Annotated in this window: 12 protein-coding genes; 7 read left to right on the top strand and 5 right to left on the bottom strand. The window is 71.4% G+C overall.

All coding sequences use genetic code 11. The features are described from left to right. The first annotated feature begins 64 nt into the window (after positions 1–64). Genes Strain318_RS04760 through Strain318_RS04750 form a run of 3 tightly spaced genes read left to right on the top strand, consistent with a single transcriptional unit; the run spans position 65 to position 1,846 of the window. Positions 65–553, top strand: a complete 489-nt coding sequence (locus tag Strain318_RS04760; RefSeq protein ID WP_367887386.1) for a hypothetical protein — start codon at positions 65–67, stop codon at positions 551–553. 7 nt (positions 554–560) lie between these two features. Then, positions 561–1,229, top strand: coding sequence for a peptidylprolyl isomerase (locus Strain318_RS04755; protein WP_367887385.1), 669 nt, complete (start codon positions 561–563; stop codon positions 1,227–1,229). Next, entirely contained in the window at positions 1,226–1,846 is a 621-nt protein-coding gene (locus Strain318_RS04750; RefSeq protein WP_367887384.1) for an alpha/beta hydrolase, read from the top strand. Before Strain318_RS04755 ends, Strain318_RS04750 begins: the two co-directional genes overlap by 4 nt. Here the strand turns inward: Strain318_RS04750 and Strain318_RS04745 are convergent. Beyond that, positions 1,833–2,363 carry an SET domain-containing protein gene (locus Strain318_RS04745; RefSeq protein WP_367887383.1) on the bottom strand — a complete coding sequence of 177 codons (531 nt, stop codon included), beginning with the start codon at positions 2,361–2,363 and terminating at the stop codon, positions 1,833–1,835. The two genes, Strain318_RS04750 and Strain318_RS04745, sit on opposite strands and share 14 nt — an antisense overlap. A gap of 49 nt (positions 2,364–2,412) precedes the next feature. Continuing rightward, entirely contained in the window at positions 2,413–4,539 is a 2,127-nt protein-coding gene (locus Strain318_RS04740) for a TonB-dependent receptor family protein (RefSeq protein WP_367887382.1), read from the bottom strand. Positions 4,540–4,669: 130 nt separating this feature from the next. On the opposite strand from Strain318_RS04740, the gene Strain318_RS04735 reads away from it, so the two are divergent. Further along, the gene (locus tag Strain318_RS04735; RefSeq protein WP_367887381.1) at positions 4,670–6,931 is read left to right on the top strand and encodes a hybrid sensor histidine kinase/response regulator; all 2,262 of its coding nucleotides are present in this window, start codon (positions 4,670–4,672) and stop codon (positions 6,929–6,931) included. Between the two features lie 86 nt (positions 6,932–7,017). Here Strain318_RS04735 and Strain318_RS04730 read toward each other — a convergent pair whose 3' ends face one another. The 3 genes from Strain318_RS04730 to Strain318_RS04720 all read right to left on the bottom strand — a co-directional run bounded on the left by Strain318_RS04730 (position 7,018) and on the right by Strain318_RS04720 (position 13,850). Further along, on the bottom strand, positions 7,018–7,941 hold the full coding sequence (locus Strain318_RS04730; protein WP_367886378.1) for an IS481 family transposase: 924 nt from the start codon (positions 7,939–7,941) through the stop codon (positions 7,018–7,020). Positions 7,942–8,032: 91 nt separating this feature from the next. Beyond that, positions 8,033–9,805: a protein kinase domain-containing protein gene (locus Strain318_RS04725; protein ID WP_367887978.1), complete on the bottom strand. Its 1,773-nt coding sequence runs from the start codon at positions 9,803–9,805 to the stop codon at positions 8,033–8,035. Positions 9,806–9,821: 16 nt separating this feature from the next. Next, complete coding sequence (locus Strain318_RS04720) at positions 9,822–13,850, bottom strand: ATP-binding protein (protein WP_367887882.1); 4,029 nt, start codon at positions 13,848–13,850, stop codon at positions 9,822–9,824. 65 nt (positions 13,851–13,915) lie between these two features. On the opposite strand from Strain318_RS04720, the gene Strain318_RS04715 reads away from it, so the two are divergent. Genes Strain318_RS04715 through Strain318_RS04705 form a run of 3 tightly spaced genes read left to right on the top strand, consistent with a single transcriptional unit; the run spans position 13,916 to position 17,295 of the window. Further along, positions 13,916–14,611: a hypothetical protein gene (locus Strain318_RS04715; protein ID WP_367887379.1), complete on the top strand. Its 696-nt coding sequence runs from the start codon at positions 13,916–13,918 to the stop codon at positions 14,609–14,611. Between the two features lie 53 nt (positions 14,612–14,664). Then, positions 14,665–16,008, top strand: coding sequence for a TolC family protein (locus Strain318_RS04710; protein WP_367887378.1), 1,344 nt, complete (start codon positions 14,665–14,667; stop codon positions 16,006–16,008). Between the two features lie 12 nt (positions 16,009–16,020). After that, positions 16,021–17,295 carry an efflux RND transporter periplasmic adaptor subunit gene (locus Strain318_RS04705; protein ID WP_367887377.1) on the top strand — a complete coding sequence of 425 codons (1,275 nt, stop codon included), beginning with the start codon at positions 16,021–16,023 and terminating at the stop codon, positions 17,293–17,295. The last annotated feature ends 113 nt before the right edge of the window (positions 17,296–17,408 follow it).

The raw sequence follows: 17,408 nt of genomic DNA, 5'->3' as shown, positions 1-17,408 counted from the left end.
GCGGGAGCATCGTCATCCCCGGGCGCGCTCGCGCAGCGTGCCGCGGACGGAATACCTTTCGCGCATGCCGCTGCGTCTCCTGCTGCTCGCGTTCGCGTTGCTCGCCGCGCCCCTGCGCGCGCAGGTGCCGGCGCTGCGCGCCGGCACCTTCGTCGCCGAACGCATCGACCGGGACCCCTTGCCGCAGACCGATCGCGTCGTGGACGAGGATGGGACCACGTACCTGATCGTGTTCGACCGCCTCGTGCTCTCGTTGCGCGACGATGGGCGGTTCCGGGCCTCGGTGCGATACCGCCGCACGCTGTACGCCAACGATCCGCGCGGCCGCGACCGCCGCATCCCGCTGCAGACGATGGCGGTCACGGGGCGCTATGAGATCGTCGGCAGCGAAGTGAGGTTCACGCCTGATCCCTCCGAGGAGACGCGTGGACTCCGCATGCTCTCCGGCACGGTGGTGAACGGCCGTGAGATCACCGTGCCCTTCCAGTACCGCAACGGCACCCGCGAGCGCGACCGGCGCCTCGTGATGCGCCGCAACGACAACATCCTGTAAGGCTCCCATGCAGCGCCCTCCCACATCCGCCCTTCGCCGCGTTCTCGTCGTCACCGTCGCCGTCGTGCTGGCCGCCTGCGCGCCGCAGGCGGCCAGCGTCGCACCCGCGCCCGACGTCCCGCCGTTCACGCCAGGCGTCGTGCCGGACTCCTTCGTCGCGCGCCTCACGACCACGAAGGGCGAGGTAGACATCATCGTCCGCCGCGATTGGGCCCCGAATGGCGCCGCGCAGTTCTACGAAGCGGTAGCCACTGGCTACTACGACGGCGCGCGCTTCTTCCGCACCATCCGCGGCTTCGTCTCGCAGTTCGGCCTCGCCGCGGACACTGCCGTCACCGCGCGCTGGCGCACGCGCACGATCCCCGACGATCCGGTGACGCAGACCAACCGCCGCGGTACGCTCGTCTTCGCCAGCGGTGGCCCGAACACGCGCACCACCCAGATGTTCGTCAACCTGCGCGACAATCCGCGTCTCGATGGCCTCGGCTTTCCGCCCATCGGCGAAGTGATCAGCGGACTCGACGCGGTCGACTCGCTCTACACGGGCTACGGCGACGGCGCCAACGCGCCCAGCCAGGAGCGCATCACCCGGGAAGGCGAAGCCTACCTCGCCGCGAACTTCCCGCTACTCGATCGGATTGTACGGGCAACCGTCATCAAAGCCTGGTTTCCGTGACCGACCTCGCCTTCACGCACCGCTGGGAGCCCCGCGAGGGCAGCGCCCGCACCCTGCTGCTCCTCCACGGCACCGGCGGTGACGAAAACGACCTCATTCCCCTCGGCGACCTCATCGACCGCGAGGCGAATCTCCTGTCGCCGCGCGGGCAGGTGCTCGAGCACGGCATGCCGCGCTTCTTCCGCCGGCTCGCCGAGGGCGTCTTCGACATCCCCGATCTCAAGGCCCGCACCGCGCAGCTCGGCGACTTCGTCGTAGCCGCCAGCGCCGAATACGGCTTCGCCACCGACGGCGTGACGGCGGTGGGCTTCAGCAACGGGGCGAACATCGCGGCGGCGCTGCTCCTGCTGCGGCCGGGCCTCGTGCGCGAGGCGATCCTCTACCGCGCGATGGTGCCGTTCGAGCCCGAGACGCTGCCCGACCTGCGCGGCACGCGCGTGTTCATCGCCGCCGGCGAGCACGACCCCATCATCACGCCGAGCAACAGCGAACGCCTCGCGACGATGCTGCGCGAGGCCGGCGCCGACGTGACGCTGCGTTGGGCACCGGTCGGCCACCAACTCACGCGCGACGACGTGGACGCGTCGCGCGCGTGGCGTACGGCTACTTCTTCGTAGCGGCCCTGCGCTTCCGGGCGGCGCGCTGCGCCGCCTCCTTGCGCTTGCGGGCCTTGAAGACGCTCACCGGTTCCATGATCGAGCCGCGGCACTTGGCCGTGCCGCAGAGGCACTTGTAGCGCTTCTCGTCTTCCTCGGTCTCGTCGCCGCTGCGCTCGTACGCGTAGTCGTAGTGCAGTTCCTCGCCGACCGGGATGTCGCGGATGGCCGAGATGAACACGCGGCCCTTGTCGATCTCCGCCTCGCAGTTCGGATCGCAGGAATGATTGATGTAGCGCGACTCGTTGCCGTCGTTGGTCGCGTCGATCACCATGCGCGACGAGATCGTGAACAGGAACGTGTGGTGCTCGTCCATCGACTCGTCGTCGTAGCGCGCATCGGCCTCGGCGTGCGTGATGCGCTCGCCCACGTATTCGATGAGTTGCTCGCCCTTCTGAATGGGACGGATGGCAAACGCGCCCTTGCCGGCGATGCCGGAGTCGCGGATTTCGAAGGCTAAGGGGTTCGGTTGTGGCATCCGCGCAAACTAATCACGCGTGCAACGGCGCTGGCCGCGGCGTCGGCGCTCAGCGCAGCAGCGGCGCGGCGAGCTCCACGCCCACATACCAGTTGCGACCCGGCGCGCCCTCGAGCACGCGCCCGAAGGCACCATTCAGTGTCACGGCCCCCACGTAGCGCTCGTCGAGCGCGTTCTGCACGCTGGCGAAGGGCTCCACGCGCCAGCCGCGCAGCTCGGCCGTGTGCGCGACGCGCAGGTTGAGCTGCCCACGCCCCCAGCTGCCCACCGGCACGAGATTCCGATCGTCGCCGAACATCGCGCCCTGCGTGCTGTGGTCCACATCGACGGTCGTCGCGCGCCAGCGGGCCCGCGCACCGAGCCGCAGCGCGCGCTCGGGCACCCCGGCGAGGCGATTGCCGTCCAGCGTGTCGGCCGTCGTGCTCGTGAGCGGCAGGATGTACTCGTCGAAGCGATAGTCCGCCAGCGTATACGCCGCCTGCAGCTCCAACCAGGTCGTCGCGCGCAGCCCGAGCCCCAGCTCCGCGCCGCGGCTCCGTGTCTGCCCCGCGTTGCGGAAGAACGCGCGACCAGAGGTCTCCAAGTACTGCACGATCGCGTCCTCGGCGTCGACCTGGAACAGCGCCAGCTCGTAGGTCAGCCGCGCGCCCCAACGTCCGCGCGCACCGACCTCGAGCGTGCGCAGTCGTTGCGGGCCGAGCTCGGGATTGAATCCCCCCTGCCCGTCCGGCCGCACTTGCAGCTCCGTCGTCGTCGGCGTCTCGAAGGCCGTGGCCACGTTCGCGTACGGCGCGATCCACTCCCGCAGCCGCCACACCGCGCCAAGGTGCCCGGTCGTCGCGGTGAGCAGACGGCTGCCCGTGTTGTCGCGCCCGTCGGTCAGGAAGTTGTCGTCGACCCGGAACTCCAGGCGATCCCAGCGTGCGCCAGTGCTGACCGTGAGCGTGGGCGTGGGCTCCCACTGCACCTGCGCGAACGGCCCGACGCTGACGACGATCTCGTTCTGGTCGAGCAGCAACGTGTCTGTGGGCGTCGTCGGCCGTCCCCCCGTCGCCGCCTGGTTGCGCCGCACGTCGAAGCTGCGCTGCAGGTCGAAGCCCGTCGTGAGTCGCCACGCCTCCGCCAGCTGCCGCTGGACATCGACGCGCGCGCCCGTCACGCGGCGGTCGAGCGTACTGAACGTGCCGCGCGGCGAGGTCGCGGCCGTCGGCGCACCCGGAGGCGGAACGGCGAGGGCGTTGTCCACGAAGCGGCGCTGCCCGTACAGCGCCGCGCTCCACTCGCCTCGCGCCATGCTGCCCCGCAGCCGCGCCGAGAGATACCGCTGCGTGACCTCGCGGCTCGCGCCGCGATTCACGTTGGCCAGGGCGGCGCTGTCGGGATTCGCGTCGTACTCCGCCTGCGTCTGCGCCCCCGGATTCAAGGCCTTCGGCACTTCCGCCGTGCCGGCGCGCAGCTGCAGCGTCATGTTGGCGCCGATGGCGCGGTCGAGCGCCGCCAGCAGTTGCGAGGTCTCCGCCGCGCTGTACTGGCGGAAGCCATCCACGCGCGTGCGGGACACGCTGAGCATGCCCAGCGTGCGCTCCCCGCGGCCGGCGAGCCGCAGTTGCGACTTCTCGAGCCCGAACGAGCCGCTCGTGTGCCGCAGCGTGACACCCAGCGGCGTCGGCGAGCTGAGATCCGTGGTGAATGCGATCACGCCGCCCGACCCGTTGCCGTACAGCGATGACGCCGAGCCGCGCAGCACCTCGACCGACCCGATCGCCGCCAGGTCCACGTTGGTGAGCTGCGACTGTCCGTCCGGCAGCGACTGCGGCACGCCGTCGAGCAACACCTTCACGCCGCGCAGGCCGAAGTTGGCCCGACTCCCCGCGCCGCGGATCGACACCCGCTGGTCCAGCGCGTAGTTGTAGCGATTCGCGACCACGACGCCCGGGATGTTCGCGAGCGCCTCATCGATGCCGACCGTCGCCTGGCCGCGCCGCACTTGCTCGACGCGCTGCGTGCCCACGGCCCAGGGCACGCGGTCCAGCGCGGCGTCGCCCCGGGCAACGGTCACGCGCTGGGTCGCGAGCCGCTGGGCGGAATCCGCTCGGACGCTGTCCGGCGATGGGCGGCCCTGCGCCGCGAGGGGCAGGGCGAGGAGGCAGACGGGGAGGATGGCGAGGACTCGCATGATGGAGGAACTTATGCGACGGCGGTGGAGATGCGGATGAGTTGACGAACGATGGTCCACTCCACACAATGCCCAGAACCCTGTCCGTGTGCCCCGCATGCCGCAGCAGGCTCCTGACACTTCAAAGGATGTGCTGACCCAGGCACTCGACCGCTGGCGTCGGCTCGCGACGGCCGCCGTGGTGGTCATCGCCATCCTGTGCACCGGCGCCTTCCTGATCGAGCGCTCCACGAGCCGCGTCGTGCTGCAGACGGGCAACGTGCTCTGGATGGCCACGAGCGCGCAGGAGGCGGTGTGGACGTCCGAGGCCGCGGTGCGCGCCCTCTATCTCAATCCCCAGGTCGACACCGTCGCCGCGCGCCGCCGCGCCGCCCGCACCGACTCGGCGCGCGTGTTGCTTCGGGCCCTGCGCGTCGCCCTCGCCGACGATCCGCTGCAGCGCACGCGCGTCGACAGCATCCTCTCCGGCCTCGACGACTGGGAACGCGTCTTCGTGCGCCCGGTCCTCGCCGGCGAGACGATGACGCGCGGCCTCGCCTTCGAGGGCACGCAGGCCTTCGACCGCATGGCGCACCCCTTCGAGAACCTCGTGGGCGACGCGAGCCAGTTGCGGGCCGAACTCTGGCGGCGACAGGCCGCGCTGCTGTGGAGCGCCTTCGTCCTCATCCTCGCCGCCCTCGCCACCGCCTTCGTCGCCGTCCGCCGCCTCACCGACGGCCTGGTCCACAAGGCCGAGGAAGCCGCGGAACGCCAGCGGGTCGTCGAAGAACAGGCCGTCGAACTCGAGCACCAGACGCAGGTGCTCGAAGAGCAGGCCGGCCAACTCGAGGAGCAGACCGCCGCCCTCGAGGAGAAAGTGGCGGAACGCGACTCCACGCTCGCGCTGCTCGAGGAAACCTCGCGCTTCCTCGACTCCGCCATCGACAGCTCGCCCTACGGCATCGCCTTCTACGACCGACGGATGCGCTTCCTGCGCATCAACAAGGCGCTCGCGCTGATCAACGGCGCGCCGACGGAGGCGCATATCGGCAAGACCATCGACCAGATGATCCCGGCGCTCGCGCCGACCATCCGCCCCATCCTCGAGCAGGTGCTGCAGACCGGCAGCAGCGCGAGCAACGTCGCGATCGAAGGCCGGACGCCCGCGCAGCCCAATGCGACACGGCGCTGGGTCGTCACCTACTACCCGATCCCCGGACCGCAGCAGTCAGTCGTCGGCGTCGGCTGCATCGTGCAGGACGTCACCGAGCAGCACCAGACGGAGCAGCAGCTGCGGCAGGCGCAGAAGCTGGAAGCCGTGGGCCGCCTCGCCGGCGGCATCGCGCACGACTTCAACAACGTGCTCACGGTCATCCAGAGCTACGCCGAGGTCCTGAGCTTCGAGCTCGAGGAACGCGGCGAAGGCCGCGAGGAAGTCGAGGCGATCCGCGCGGCCGCCGATCGCGCCGCCGGCCTCGCCCGTCAACTCCTGGCCTTTGCGCGACGCGACGTCATCATCCCGCGCGACGTCAACGTCCGCGAGGTGATCCTCGGCATGCAGCTTATCCTGCGGCGCCTCGTGCCGCCGTCGGTGGACCTCGCCCTCGAGCTCGACGAGGAGCCGCTCGTGGTCCGCATTGATGCCGGGCAGCTCGAGCAGGTCGTGATGAACCTCGCCATCAACGCCGTCGACGCCATGCCGGACGGCGGCCGCCTCGTCGTCAAGACGTCGGCCGGCCCCGCCGGCGACGACGGACGCCCGACGATGACGCTCGAGGTCGCGGACTCCGGCACGGGCATGTCCGACGAGGTGCGCGAGCGGCTGTTCGAGCCCTTCTTCACGACCAAGCCCGCCGGACGCGGCACCGGCCTCGGCCTCGCGACGTCCTACGCCATCGTGCGCGAGGCCGGCGGCCGCATCGACGTGCACTCGGTGCCCGGCGACGGCTCCATCTTCCGCGTGGTGCTCCCCCAGGCCGAGCCGAGCAGCGACGTCAAGCAGCGTCGCTCGACGCCGGTACGCGGCATCGACGTCGCGGGCGGCACCGAACGCATCCTCCTCGCCGAGGACGAACCGGCCATCCGCTCCGCCCTGTCGCGCATCCTGCGGGCCGCGGGCTACGACGTGCTCGAGGCCTCCAACGGCGGCGAGGCCCTGCGCCTCGCCGATGCCGACTCGAGGCCCATCCACCTCCTGCTCTCCGACGTGATGATGCCGGGCATCGGCGGCAAGGAGTTGGTGCAGCGCCTCGCCGAGTCGCGCCCGGATACACGCGTGGTCTTGATGTCCGGCTACACCGACGACGCCGCGCTGCGGGCGGATCTCGGCGCGGCACGCTACGCCTTCCTGCAGAAGCCGTTCACCGCGCGGGAAGTCCTCCTCGCCCTGCGCACCGCGCTCGACGCGAGCTGACGCGAGCTGACGCGCGCCGCGCGCGGCGCGCCGCGCGGGTGCTGATGCGCGTAGCGCGCGCTAGCTGTTGTTAGTGAGGACGTTGTTCACAGGGCCGCAGCGAGATGCAGCATGGGGGGGAGGTAGTTGAGGGCTGAGTGTCCGCGCGCCTCATTGTACGTCCGCAGGTAGCGCGCGAGCCACTCCGTGCGCACCCGCGAGGAGGGGTAGGGGCGCGCGTACGCCCATTCCCGCAGGAGCGTCTGGATCAGCCGCTCGACCTTGCCGTTCGTGCGCGGCGTGTAGGGCATGGTGCGCTTGTGCGTGATGCCGTCGCAGCGGAGGAGCGTGCGCACCGCGTGGCTGCGATAGCAGCTCCCGTTGTCGGTGAGCACGGCGCGCACCCGCACGCCGAGCGCCGCGTACCACGCGATCGCCCGTGCGAGGAAGGCCGCCGTGGTCGCCGCGCGCTCATCGGGCAGGACCTCGGCGTAGGCCACGCGCGAGTAGGCGTCCACCGCGACGTGCACCGCCTCCCAGCCGATCCCGCGCACGCGGGTCCGGCGGTCGCCGTGGATGCGGTGCCCCACGCGGCCGATGCGCCCGAGCTTCTTCGTGTCGACGTGCAGCAGCTCGCCCGGTGCCCGCATCTCGTAGCGGCGCACCGCGCGCGGCGGCTCGAGCCGAGGGAGCCGCTGCAGGCCGTGGCGGCGCAGGAAGTGGATCACCGTTGAGAGCGGGATGCCCGTCTCCTGGGCGATGCGCGTCGAGCTCCAGCGCCGCCGGGTGCGGCCCCGAAGGATCGCGCGGCGCTGCGGCCGCGGGAGCTGGGTGAGGCGATGCGGGCGCGACGAGCGGTCCGCGAGCGCCGCCGCGCCGCCGGTGCGGAAGCGGGCGACCCACTTCCAGACGGTGCGGACGGAACAGGCCGCGCCCCGGGCGACGGCGGCGGGATCCTGCCCGCCCAGAACGGCGGTCGCGACGGCGAGTCGCCCCGCGACGGTCAGACGTGCATTCTTGTGGATGTTCACAGGAGCCTCTGGCGGGGTGCCGGTTGAGCGTCTCAGCAACCCCAGCTTGCATCCGCTACGCTCCTGTGAACAACCTCCTCACCAACAACAGCTAGCGCGCCCGCGGTCGGTCTCGGAAGGCGGCGCCCAGCTGCCGCAGCAGGCGCCCGAAGGCCGAGTTCGCCCGCCGCTCCTCGCGCGTCACGCGCCGCACGACGTCGCGCCACGCCGCCCGCATGGTTTCCGCATCCGGGAAGCGCTTGGCGGGATCCGGATTCAGCGCCCGCTGCAGCCAATCCGCGAGGTCATCGGGGAACTCCGAGAGGTCGACGCGCCCGGCCAGCTGCGCGGCAAGGATCGCACGGCCGTCGCCGCCTTCGAAGGGCACCTTGCCCGTCAACGCGAAGATCACGATGCCGGCGACGGCGAAGAGATCCGTCGACACCCCCTGCTCTTCGCCCAACAGCTGCTCCGGTGCCGCGAAGTTCGGCGTCCCCGACGCACCGGCCTTCTCCACGCCAAGGGCGTTCGCGATGCCGAAGTCGCCGATGCGCCAGCGCCGATACCGGTCAATCAGGATGTTCTCCGGCTTCAGGTCGCGGTGGATGATGCCCGCGTGGTGCGCGACCGCGAGGCCGTCGAGCACGGCGTCCACCTGAGGCGCAATCTCGGCGAACGGGCGCGGCCCACTGCGCGCGACGAGGTCCGCCACGGAGCCTTCCTCCTCCAGCTCCATGATGTACCAGTTCACGTCGCCCTTGTTGTCCCACGCGAAGATCGGCACGATCGCCGGGTGCTGCAGCTGCGCCGCCAACTGCGCCTCGCGGCGGAACCGGCCCACGGCCGTGGCGTTCCGTGCGACGGTGGGGTGCAACATCTTGAGCGCCACTTCGCGCTCGAGCGAGAGATCGCGGACGCGCCACACCGAGCCGTAGGTGCCCTGCCCCAGCGGCGCGAGGACTTCGTAGTCATCGCCGGTCGCCCAGCGCAGGCGATCCTCTTCGCTGAGTGCGGGGTGCTCGCCACTGGCCTGGTCCGTGCCGGGGAATGCCAGCGACGAGGTGCCGGAGATGCGTTCGATGCGCCGCAGCATGCCGGCAATCGACGAGAAGCGGTGCTCCGGCTTGTCGGCCAGCATCTGGTCCACGAGATCTGCCACGGTCGTGGGCGTGTCGGGCCGCGCGAGCCGGATCGGCGGCGTGCCCGCGCCCATGGGCACCTCGCCGGTCAGCAACGCGAATGCCAACGCCCCCAACTGCCATTGGTCCGCCGCCGGGCTGGGCCGCCACTCCGTGCCCCACTCGGGCACGTACGGACACCACGCACGGTCCGGCGCGATGCCCACCGGCCGCTCCTCCGCCGGCACCGCCCACTGCCAGCCGAGCAGCCACACGCGGCCGGTCGGCGTGAAGTACACGGAGCCCGGCGCGATCGCGCCGTGGACGCCGCCCGAGTCATGCAGGTAGGCGAGCGTCGACCCGATCGCGCGCAGCATACGCAGCGTGAACGGCACGGTCTCGCGCTCCGCCGTGCGACGCAGCCGCTCGAGGACCGTCTCGCCCGTGATCCAGCGGCGCAGGTACCCGGGCCCGCGACGGCTGCCCGGATGCTGCTGCCAGAAGTGATACGTGGTGGGAATGCTGGGATGGTTCCGCAGCGCGAGATGCCGCGCCTCGCTGAACAACCACGCGTGGTGCGTCGGATCCGGCGCGGTCACCAGCGCCAGCGAGCGCCCGAGGGCATCGATGACCTCGTGCGCATACCGATGCGGCGTGTACACGCCACCCGCGCCCCAACGCCAATCCGGCGGCAGCTGCCAATCCGCGAGATGGGGCGGAATGCCGGTCACATGGCGGTTGGGGAGCGTGGGCTCGCTGGTCTGCATCGCGACTGCAAGATACTCACCCCACTGGCGGGGGAGCTAACCGCACCGTCAGGACGGCCCCGCCTTCCGAACCGTGCGCCGCCGCGATGCTGCCGCCCCAGCCATCGATCAACCGCCGACTGATGGCGAGGCCTAGGCCGCTGCCGCTGGTGCGCGTCGAGAAATGCGGATCGAAGATGCGCGTGAGCAGCGCGTCGGGGATGCCGCTGCCGTTGTCCCGAACCTCGAGGCGTGCGCCGCCGTCGTCCGGCAGCACGCGCAGGGTGACCCGCGTCGCGCCCGCCAACCGCGCGTTCTCCAGCAGGTTGAGCAGCACTTCCCGCAACTCGCGGGCCCGCGCCGCCGCCAGCACCGGCGCGTCCGGCACCTCGGCCACCCACGCGATCTCCGCCTGGCCCATGCGCTCCAGCTCCAGCACATCCCGCGCGACCGACGCGACATCCACCGACTCCGGCGGGAGATCCCGCTCGGGCGCCGTTCCGTAGCGGCTGAACGCGCGCGCGATCTCATCGAGGCGGTCGATCTCCGCCAGGATGCGCGTCGTGTTCTCCTCCAGCACCCGATCGAAGTCCACGCGCGCATCGTGCCGCGCGCGCCGCAGGTGCTGCATGCCGAGGCGCATCGGCGTCAGGGGGTTCTTGATCTCATGCGCGACCTGCCGCGCCATCTCACCCCACGCGAGCACGCGCTCGGCGCGCGTCACGTCGGTGACGTCCTCGAGCGTGACCACGGCGCGGCGCGAGGTCGGCGAGATCCGCGTCAGCCGGGTGCTGAGCCGGCGCCCGCGATACTCCGTCTCGAACGCCGCATCGTCCGTCGCGCCCGCGCGCAGCTCGGCGAGGCGGTCACCCACCAACGCACGCGCCTCCGCGGGCAGCGGCCGGCCGACCGGTAGCGCCACGCCGAGCAACTGCTCGGCCATCGGGTTCGCGAACGTCAGCCGATCGGCTTCGTCGACCGCGAGCACGCCCGACGCGACGCTGCGCAACGTCGCCGCCAGGCGGCGTTCCGCGGTCTCCAGCGCCTCGCGGCTCTCGGCGAGGTCGCTCGTCATGCGCCGGAACGCGCGGAACACCGGGTCGAACTCTTCGGGCGGATCGTCGCGCAGCGGCGGCGTCTCACTGCCGCGCGCCAGCGCCAGGGCGGCGTCACGCAGTTCGCGGATCGGGCGCGAGAGCTGTCGCGACGCCGCGCCGCTGGCCCAGAGCGCGGCCAGCGCGCCCAGCGCCAATGCGAAGAGCAGGAAGACGGCGAGGTCGTTGCGGCGGCGGTCGAGCAGCCGGTCATCGAGCCGCGCCGGCGCGGCGAGCACGTATTGCACGCCGGACGAATCCGTCGCGCTGCGATACCCCAGTCGCACCGACGCCGTCCCGACGACTTCGGCGCGACCTGCCGTCGTCTCCTCGCGGTCGGCGAAGGCCAGCACGATCTCCGGAGGCAGCAGCAGGCCCACCGGCGCCAGCGCCTCGAGCAACGGATCGCTGGTGCCGATCAGCGTACCGCGCGCGTACAGCAGCAGCGGCGTCTCGAATCGCGCCGCCGCCTCCACCAAGTCCACCGACTCCGTCGACGCGCCGACGGCGCGCAGCGTCTCACGCACGAGCAAGTCACGCGCCTGTACGTCATCGGCTTGGATGCGCCGCCACGACCAGAGGCCGAACAGCAGCGACGGCACCAGGAAGCACGCGAACAGCGCCGCCGAAAGGCGCACGCGGTAGCTGCCCAGCAGTTCGCGCCGCCGTTGCCGCCACCAGCGCTGCAACACGCCTTCCGCCATCACGATGAGCAGCCAGATGGCCCCGAGCACCGCGAGGTCGACGAGCACGAGCAGGACGCCACGCGTCACGAGCGCACCGACGCCGCGCAGCTCGACGACGGCGTGCAGGCGCCGCGGCATGTCGCCCGCCGAGGGCAGCTGCCAGTCGCCGTGCAGTTCGTTGCCGAACCGCGCCCACGCGCCGCGCGTGCCCATGGGCGCGCCCACGTCCGCGGCCGAGCCCTCGCCGATGCGCAGCACGTACGGCGGCTCGGGCGTCGGCGGCGGCGAGAATCCGAGGAATGCACCGAACGGATCCTGCGCCACGAGCCGCGAGCGCGGGGCCACGACCACCGTCGTCGCCGACCCGTCGGCGTGCGGCAACGCGAGGATCAGGTGCAGCCCGGGATTTCCCTGCACCTCCGATAGGATGGGCGTCTGGCGCTGCTGCGCTTCCGCGGCGACGAGATTCACGCCCGGCGTCACGCCCGCCGCGCGACCCACGGTCAGTTCGGCCAACAGGTTGCCGTCGCGGCCCCAGGTCGCGATCTCCGTCGGATACTCGGCGCGGGCCAGCTCCGTCGCCGCCAACTGTGCCAGCAGCTCGACGCGCGTTCGCGCGGCGCGCATCGGATCGAGCGCCTCGGTGAAGCGATCGAGCAGCACGGCCCGATCGGTATCCGGACGGTCCAAGCCTTGCACGTCGCGCACCGCCAGCGACACGCGCTCGCGCACCGCCGAGAACCACGTGAGCGTCGTGGCGCCCGACGCGGCGACGAGCGCCACGGAAATCACGATGGCACGCCCGCGTCGGGTCACGGCCAAGGCCACGATGGCCGCTGCCCACAGCGCCGTGTAGGCCTGCGGGAATCGGCCGGGGGCCTCCAGCAGCAATGGCGCCAGCACCGACGCGACCACCGCCAGCGCCGGCGCGCTCCACAGCGGCAGCCCGCGATCGCGCCCCAGCGCGCTCTGGCCGGCGCTCACGCCGAGCAGCAGCACCGTCACCGACGCGAGGAACACCGTGATCTGCCAGCTCAACCACAGCCCTACCGACGCACCGACCACCGGCATCTGCACGCCGCTCGCGAGCTCCCGCAGCAGGAAGGGGCCGAGGCCCGCCACGACGATGACCGCGAGGATGCCTTGCCCGCGCGTCATGAGCCGCCCCCGCGCGCGACGCAGCGTCAGGAGCGCGAGCAGCAGCAGCGCTGCCGTGAGCGCCAGCGCGGCGGCGTTCGCCGTGTAGGGGCCGCCGGAGCGCACGAGGTAGAACGTCGGATCGAACCAAGTGCTGAGGTTCGAGAACACGCTGAGCGGCAACAGCGTCGGCACCGCAAGCGCGGCGGCCAGCGCGAAGAACCGCGGGCGCAAGCCGAGATCTCGCCGCCACGCCATTGCCAAAAGGCAAAGCAGCATCGCCGCGAGCGAGGCGCCGACCCAAGGAAGCGCGCGTTCCCAGCGCGCCGCCTGCAGTGCCTCGACCGACGGCATCACCGCACGCACCGCCAGCAGCGGCAACGAGTCGACGCGCAGCAGGGCCGCGTCGGCCACTCGACCGGCGGCCTCCGGCGCCGCGTAGACGAAGCCCGCGGCCTTGGCATCCGCCGCGATTCGCTCCGCCAAGGCGTCGACTAGCGCGTCCGCCGGCGGCTCCGCGTGGATGACGCTCGTCGCGACCGCCGTGCGCGCGCCGCGCTCCTGCACCGCGTACGCCACCAAATAGAAGGGCGTTGCGATCAGCCCTTTGCGCGCCGGCAGCGAGTCGAGGTTGAGCAGCAGGCGACCGCTCCACGCCACCGGCACGCCGTTGCGCGCCAGCACGAGCGCGCGCCCCCCAGCGCTCGGGACCAGACCCGACAGGGCGAGGAACGCGGCCTGCGAGTTCTCCGGCACGTCCAGCGCCGCGTCCGCCAGCCGATCCAACTGCGCGCCTTCCGCGCGCACGGCGGCCGCCAGCGCTTCGGCGGCCGCCTGGCCAGCCACCGCGCGTACCGCTTCGCCGTTGCGACGCAGGGTCGCCTGCTGCCACTCCTCCCATCCGGCAGCCACAACGAAGCTCAGCGCCGCGAGCGCGAACGCCAGGCGACGGCCCACCGCAACGCGGCGCCCCCGCAGCAGCAGCACCGCGAGGCCCACGACCGCCGCCGTGAGCCCGAGCAGCAGTTCAGGCGACGGCGAGCGGATCCACCACGCCGCGCCGATCGTCACCACGCAGGCGCCCAGCAGCCACAGCTCGCCCGCCGCGCGGGCGCGCGGCCGCAGCGCCCCCAGCGAAGCGGCAGTCATGACGGTCACGCGGGGATTATACCCGCCCGCCGGGCCGTGGTCAGCCTGCCGCTAGATTTCCCGGGATGTTCCGCATTGCCGTCGCGCTTCTCGTGCTCGCTGCCGCCCGCTCGGCGTCCGCGCAGGTCCTGATCCTCGACGAGGGCACGTTTACCCATAGTGTGAGCGGCACGCGCGTCGGCCGCGAAGACTTCAGCGTGCGCACGGTGCGCGGCGGCGGTGCGGTCTACATCGCGCAAGCCAACGTGCTCGCCGGCGAGAACCGGCGCACGATCGCCCTCACCGCGGATTCGGCAGGTGCCCCGCTCCGCTTCCAGCTCGAGGCCCGCGAGGCCACGACCATCGTCAGCACGGTCGTCGGGGAGCGGGAGCGCTCCACGTGGCTGGGCCGCGTGGTGGCCGGTGCCCGCGAAAGCGGCCGCGAGTTCCGACTCGCCGACCGCACGTTCATCGCCGAGCCCTCGGTGGCCCACCACCTGTGGTTCGTCCTGCGATTCGGCCAGGGGCGACCGGTCGTGCTGCTCACGCCGAGCGCGAACGCCCAGGACACGGTCCAACTCGTCGAGGGGGCCGCGGACACCGTCACCGTCGGCGCCCGCCGCATCGCCGCCCGTCGATGGGAACTTCGCGACGCCCAAGATGGCTCACTTCTCTGGGAGTTCTGGGCCGATGCGGCCGGGCGGCTCCTGCGCGCCCGGGACCCGCGGAGCGGCCTCGACGCGATGCGCGACGATCCGCCCGGCGAAACCCCGGGGCGTTAAGTCACGTACTGGTGACGATTCCCCGTCCTTCCTTCCCCATCCGGATCGCCGTGATGCGCCTGCTCCTGTCCTTCCTGCTCGCCGCGTCGGTCAGCGCGGCCGCCCACGCCCAAGTGGCGGCCGGCGGCACCCTGACGCTCGAACAGGCTCTCGACATCGCCTCCAGGAACAACCCTGCCTATCAGCAAGCGGTGCTGGGGCGGACCCGCGCCCAGGCGCAGGTCCGTTCGGCGTACGGCAACTTCCTGCCGAGTGCCGACGGGTCGTTCAGCCTCGGATTCCGCGAGGGCCGCCCGCAGAACTTCGGCGGCATCAACATCGGCGCCACCTCGGACATCCTCTCGTCCTCGTGGAACCTGTCGGCCCGCAGCGGGCTGTCGTGGAATACGTTCAACCAGATCAAGCGGGCCAACGCCGGCCTCGACGCGGCAGACGCCGACGTGGCCGCCGCGCGCTTCAATCTCCGCGCCCAGGTGACGCAGCAGTTCCTGCTTGCGCTGCAGACGCAGGCGCGTGCCGCGTTCCAGGACACGCTCGTATCGCAGCAGCGGCTCCAGCTGGAGCTGGCGCAGGCGCGCGCCGGCGTCGGTACCCTCACGTCCCTCGACGTCAAGCGCGCCGAAGTCGGCCTCGGCCAGCAGGAAGTGGCGGCGCTCCGCGCCCGCAACACCGCGGAGGTCGCGAAGCTCCAGTTGTTCCAGCAGCTCGGCGTGGCCATGCCGGCCGGCCTGACGCTGCTCGCGGACCTGCCGATGTCGGCCCCGACCTTCACGGCCGAGGACCTCATGACGCAGGCGCGTGCCGCCAACCCGACGCTCAAGGCCGTCCAGGCCCGCGAGCGCGTGGCGGTCGCGGGACTGCGCAGTGCCCGCGGCGAGTACACGCCGACCCTCAACTTCAGTGCCAACGTCTCGGCGTTCACGCAGAAGGTCGTGGACCTGCCGCCGACGGCGACGCCCGGCCAGATCGCCGAGAACCGCCGCTATCCGTTCGACTTCACGCGGAACCCGTACAGCCTCTCGATGGGGCTGTCGCTGCCGATCTTCGACGGGCTCGGCCGCGAGTCGCGCCTGCAGGAGGCCAACGCCGCGCGCGAAGAGGCCGTCTACAGCGTGCGCCGGCAGGAGCTGCAGCTAACGGCGGACGTGACCTCGGCGTTTGTCTCGCTACAGGCGGCCTTCCAGGCCGCCGAGCTCCAGGCGCGCAATGCGACCACGGCGCGCGAAGCGCTGCAGTTGGCCGAGGAGCGGTATCGGGTCGGGGCCAGCACCTTCGTGGACCTGACGACGGCGCGCGCCGAGTACGAGCGCGCGGAGACGGATCGCATCGACGCAGTCTATGAATACCACCGGGCGTACGCGGCGTTGGAAAACGCCGTCGGCCGCACCCTTCGCTGAGCTGAGGACGCAATGACCAAGAAGACCAAGATCGGAATCGCCATCGGCGTCGTCGTGCTCGTGGGCGCGGTCGTCGGATCCGCCATCGCCAAGGGCAGCGACAAGGGCACGCTGGTGCGCATCGAGGCCGTGGAAGCCCGCGACCTCGTGTCGTCCGTGACGGCCTCGGGCCAGGTGCTGCCGACCCGCAAGGCCGACCTCTCGGCCGACATCACGGGTCGCATCACCCGCATCGCCGTGAAGGAAGGCGACAACGTCCGCGAGGGCCAGTTCCTGCTGCAGATCGACCCGCAGCAGTTCGAGGCGCAGGTGCTGCGCGCCGAGGCGGCGCTCGCGAACGCGCGCGCGGGGCTCGCGCAGGCGCGCGCCAACGAGCTGCAGGCGCGCCGCAACTACGAGCGCCAGGCGGAAATCCGCAAGACGAACCCGCAGCTGGTGTCGGAGGCCGAGCTCGAGCAGCTGCAGACCCAGCACGAGGTGAACGAAGCGCTCGTCGTGGCCGCGCAGGAGAACGTGAAGCAGGCCGAGGCCTCGCTCACCGATTCGCGCTGGCAGCTCTCGCGCACCATGATCTACGCCCCGATGACCGGCAAGGTGACCCGCCTCAACGTCGAAGTCGGTGAAACGGCCATCATGGGCACGCTCAACCGCGACGCGGCGATCCTCATGACGATCTCCGACATGTCCATGCTCGAGACCAAGGTGAAGGTCGACGAGACCGACGTGTCGCGCATCCACGTCGGGGACTCCGCCGTGGTGCAGATCGACGCCTTCCCCGACACGACCTTCATCGGCCGCGTCGTGGAGATCTCCAACAGCTCCGTCCGCGGCGCCACCGGTGCGGCGGCGACCGACCAGGCCATCGACTACGAAGTGACGGTGCGCATCCTGAATGCGCCGTCCGAGACGCGCCCCGACTTCTCGTCCACGGCGAAGATCGTCACGGACGCGCGCAGCCAGGTGCTGTCGATCCCGATCATCGCGCTGACGGTCCGCGAGAACGAGCAGCTGAACACGAACGACGGCCCGCCCAACGCGGCGCAGTCCACCACGCCGCAGGTGGGCAAGCGCGACGTCGAGGGCGTGTTCGTCGTCGGCGCCGACAACAAAGTCACGTTCAAGCCCGTAAGAGTCGGGATCGCCGGCGAGAAGCATTTCGAGGTGCTCGAGGGCCTCGAGGCCGGGACGCGCATCGTCGCCGGGACGTACCAGGCGATCCGCGAACTGAAGGACGGCCAGCTCATCCGTGAGCAGCCGGCCGCCCCCACCGAAACCAAGACGCCGTAAGGAGCAGCCGTGACCACCGAGCACGACGAGATCCCCCTCAGCACGACGGCCGAACGCCAGGCCGTCGTCGCCACCGCCGGCAACGCCCCGGGCAAGGAATGGGTGATCGTCAC

It is taken from the genome of Pseudogemmatithrix spongiicola (assembly GCF_030623445.1).
In the GTDB taxonomy this organism is placed as follows: domain Bacteria; phylum Gemmatimonadota; class Gemmatimonadetes; order Gemmatimonadales; family Gemmatimonadaceae; genus Pseudogemmatithrix; species Pseudogemmatithrix spongiicola.
The sequence above is the reverse complement of the archived record's forward strand: the minus strand, read 5'-3'. Positions and strand labels throughout refer to the sequence as shown.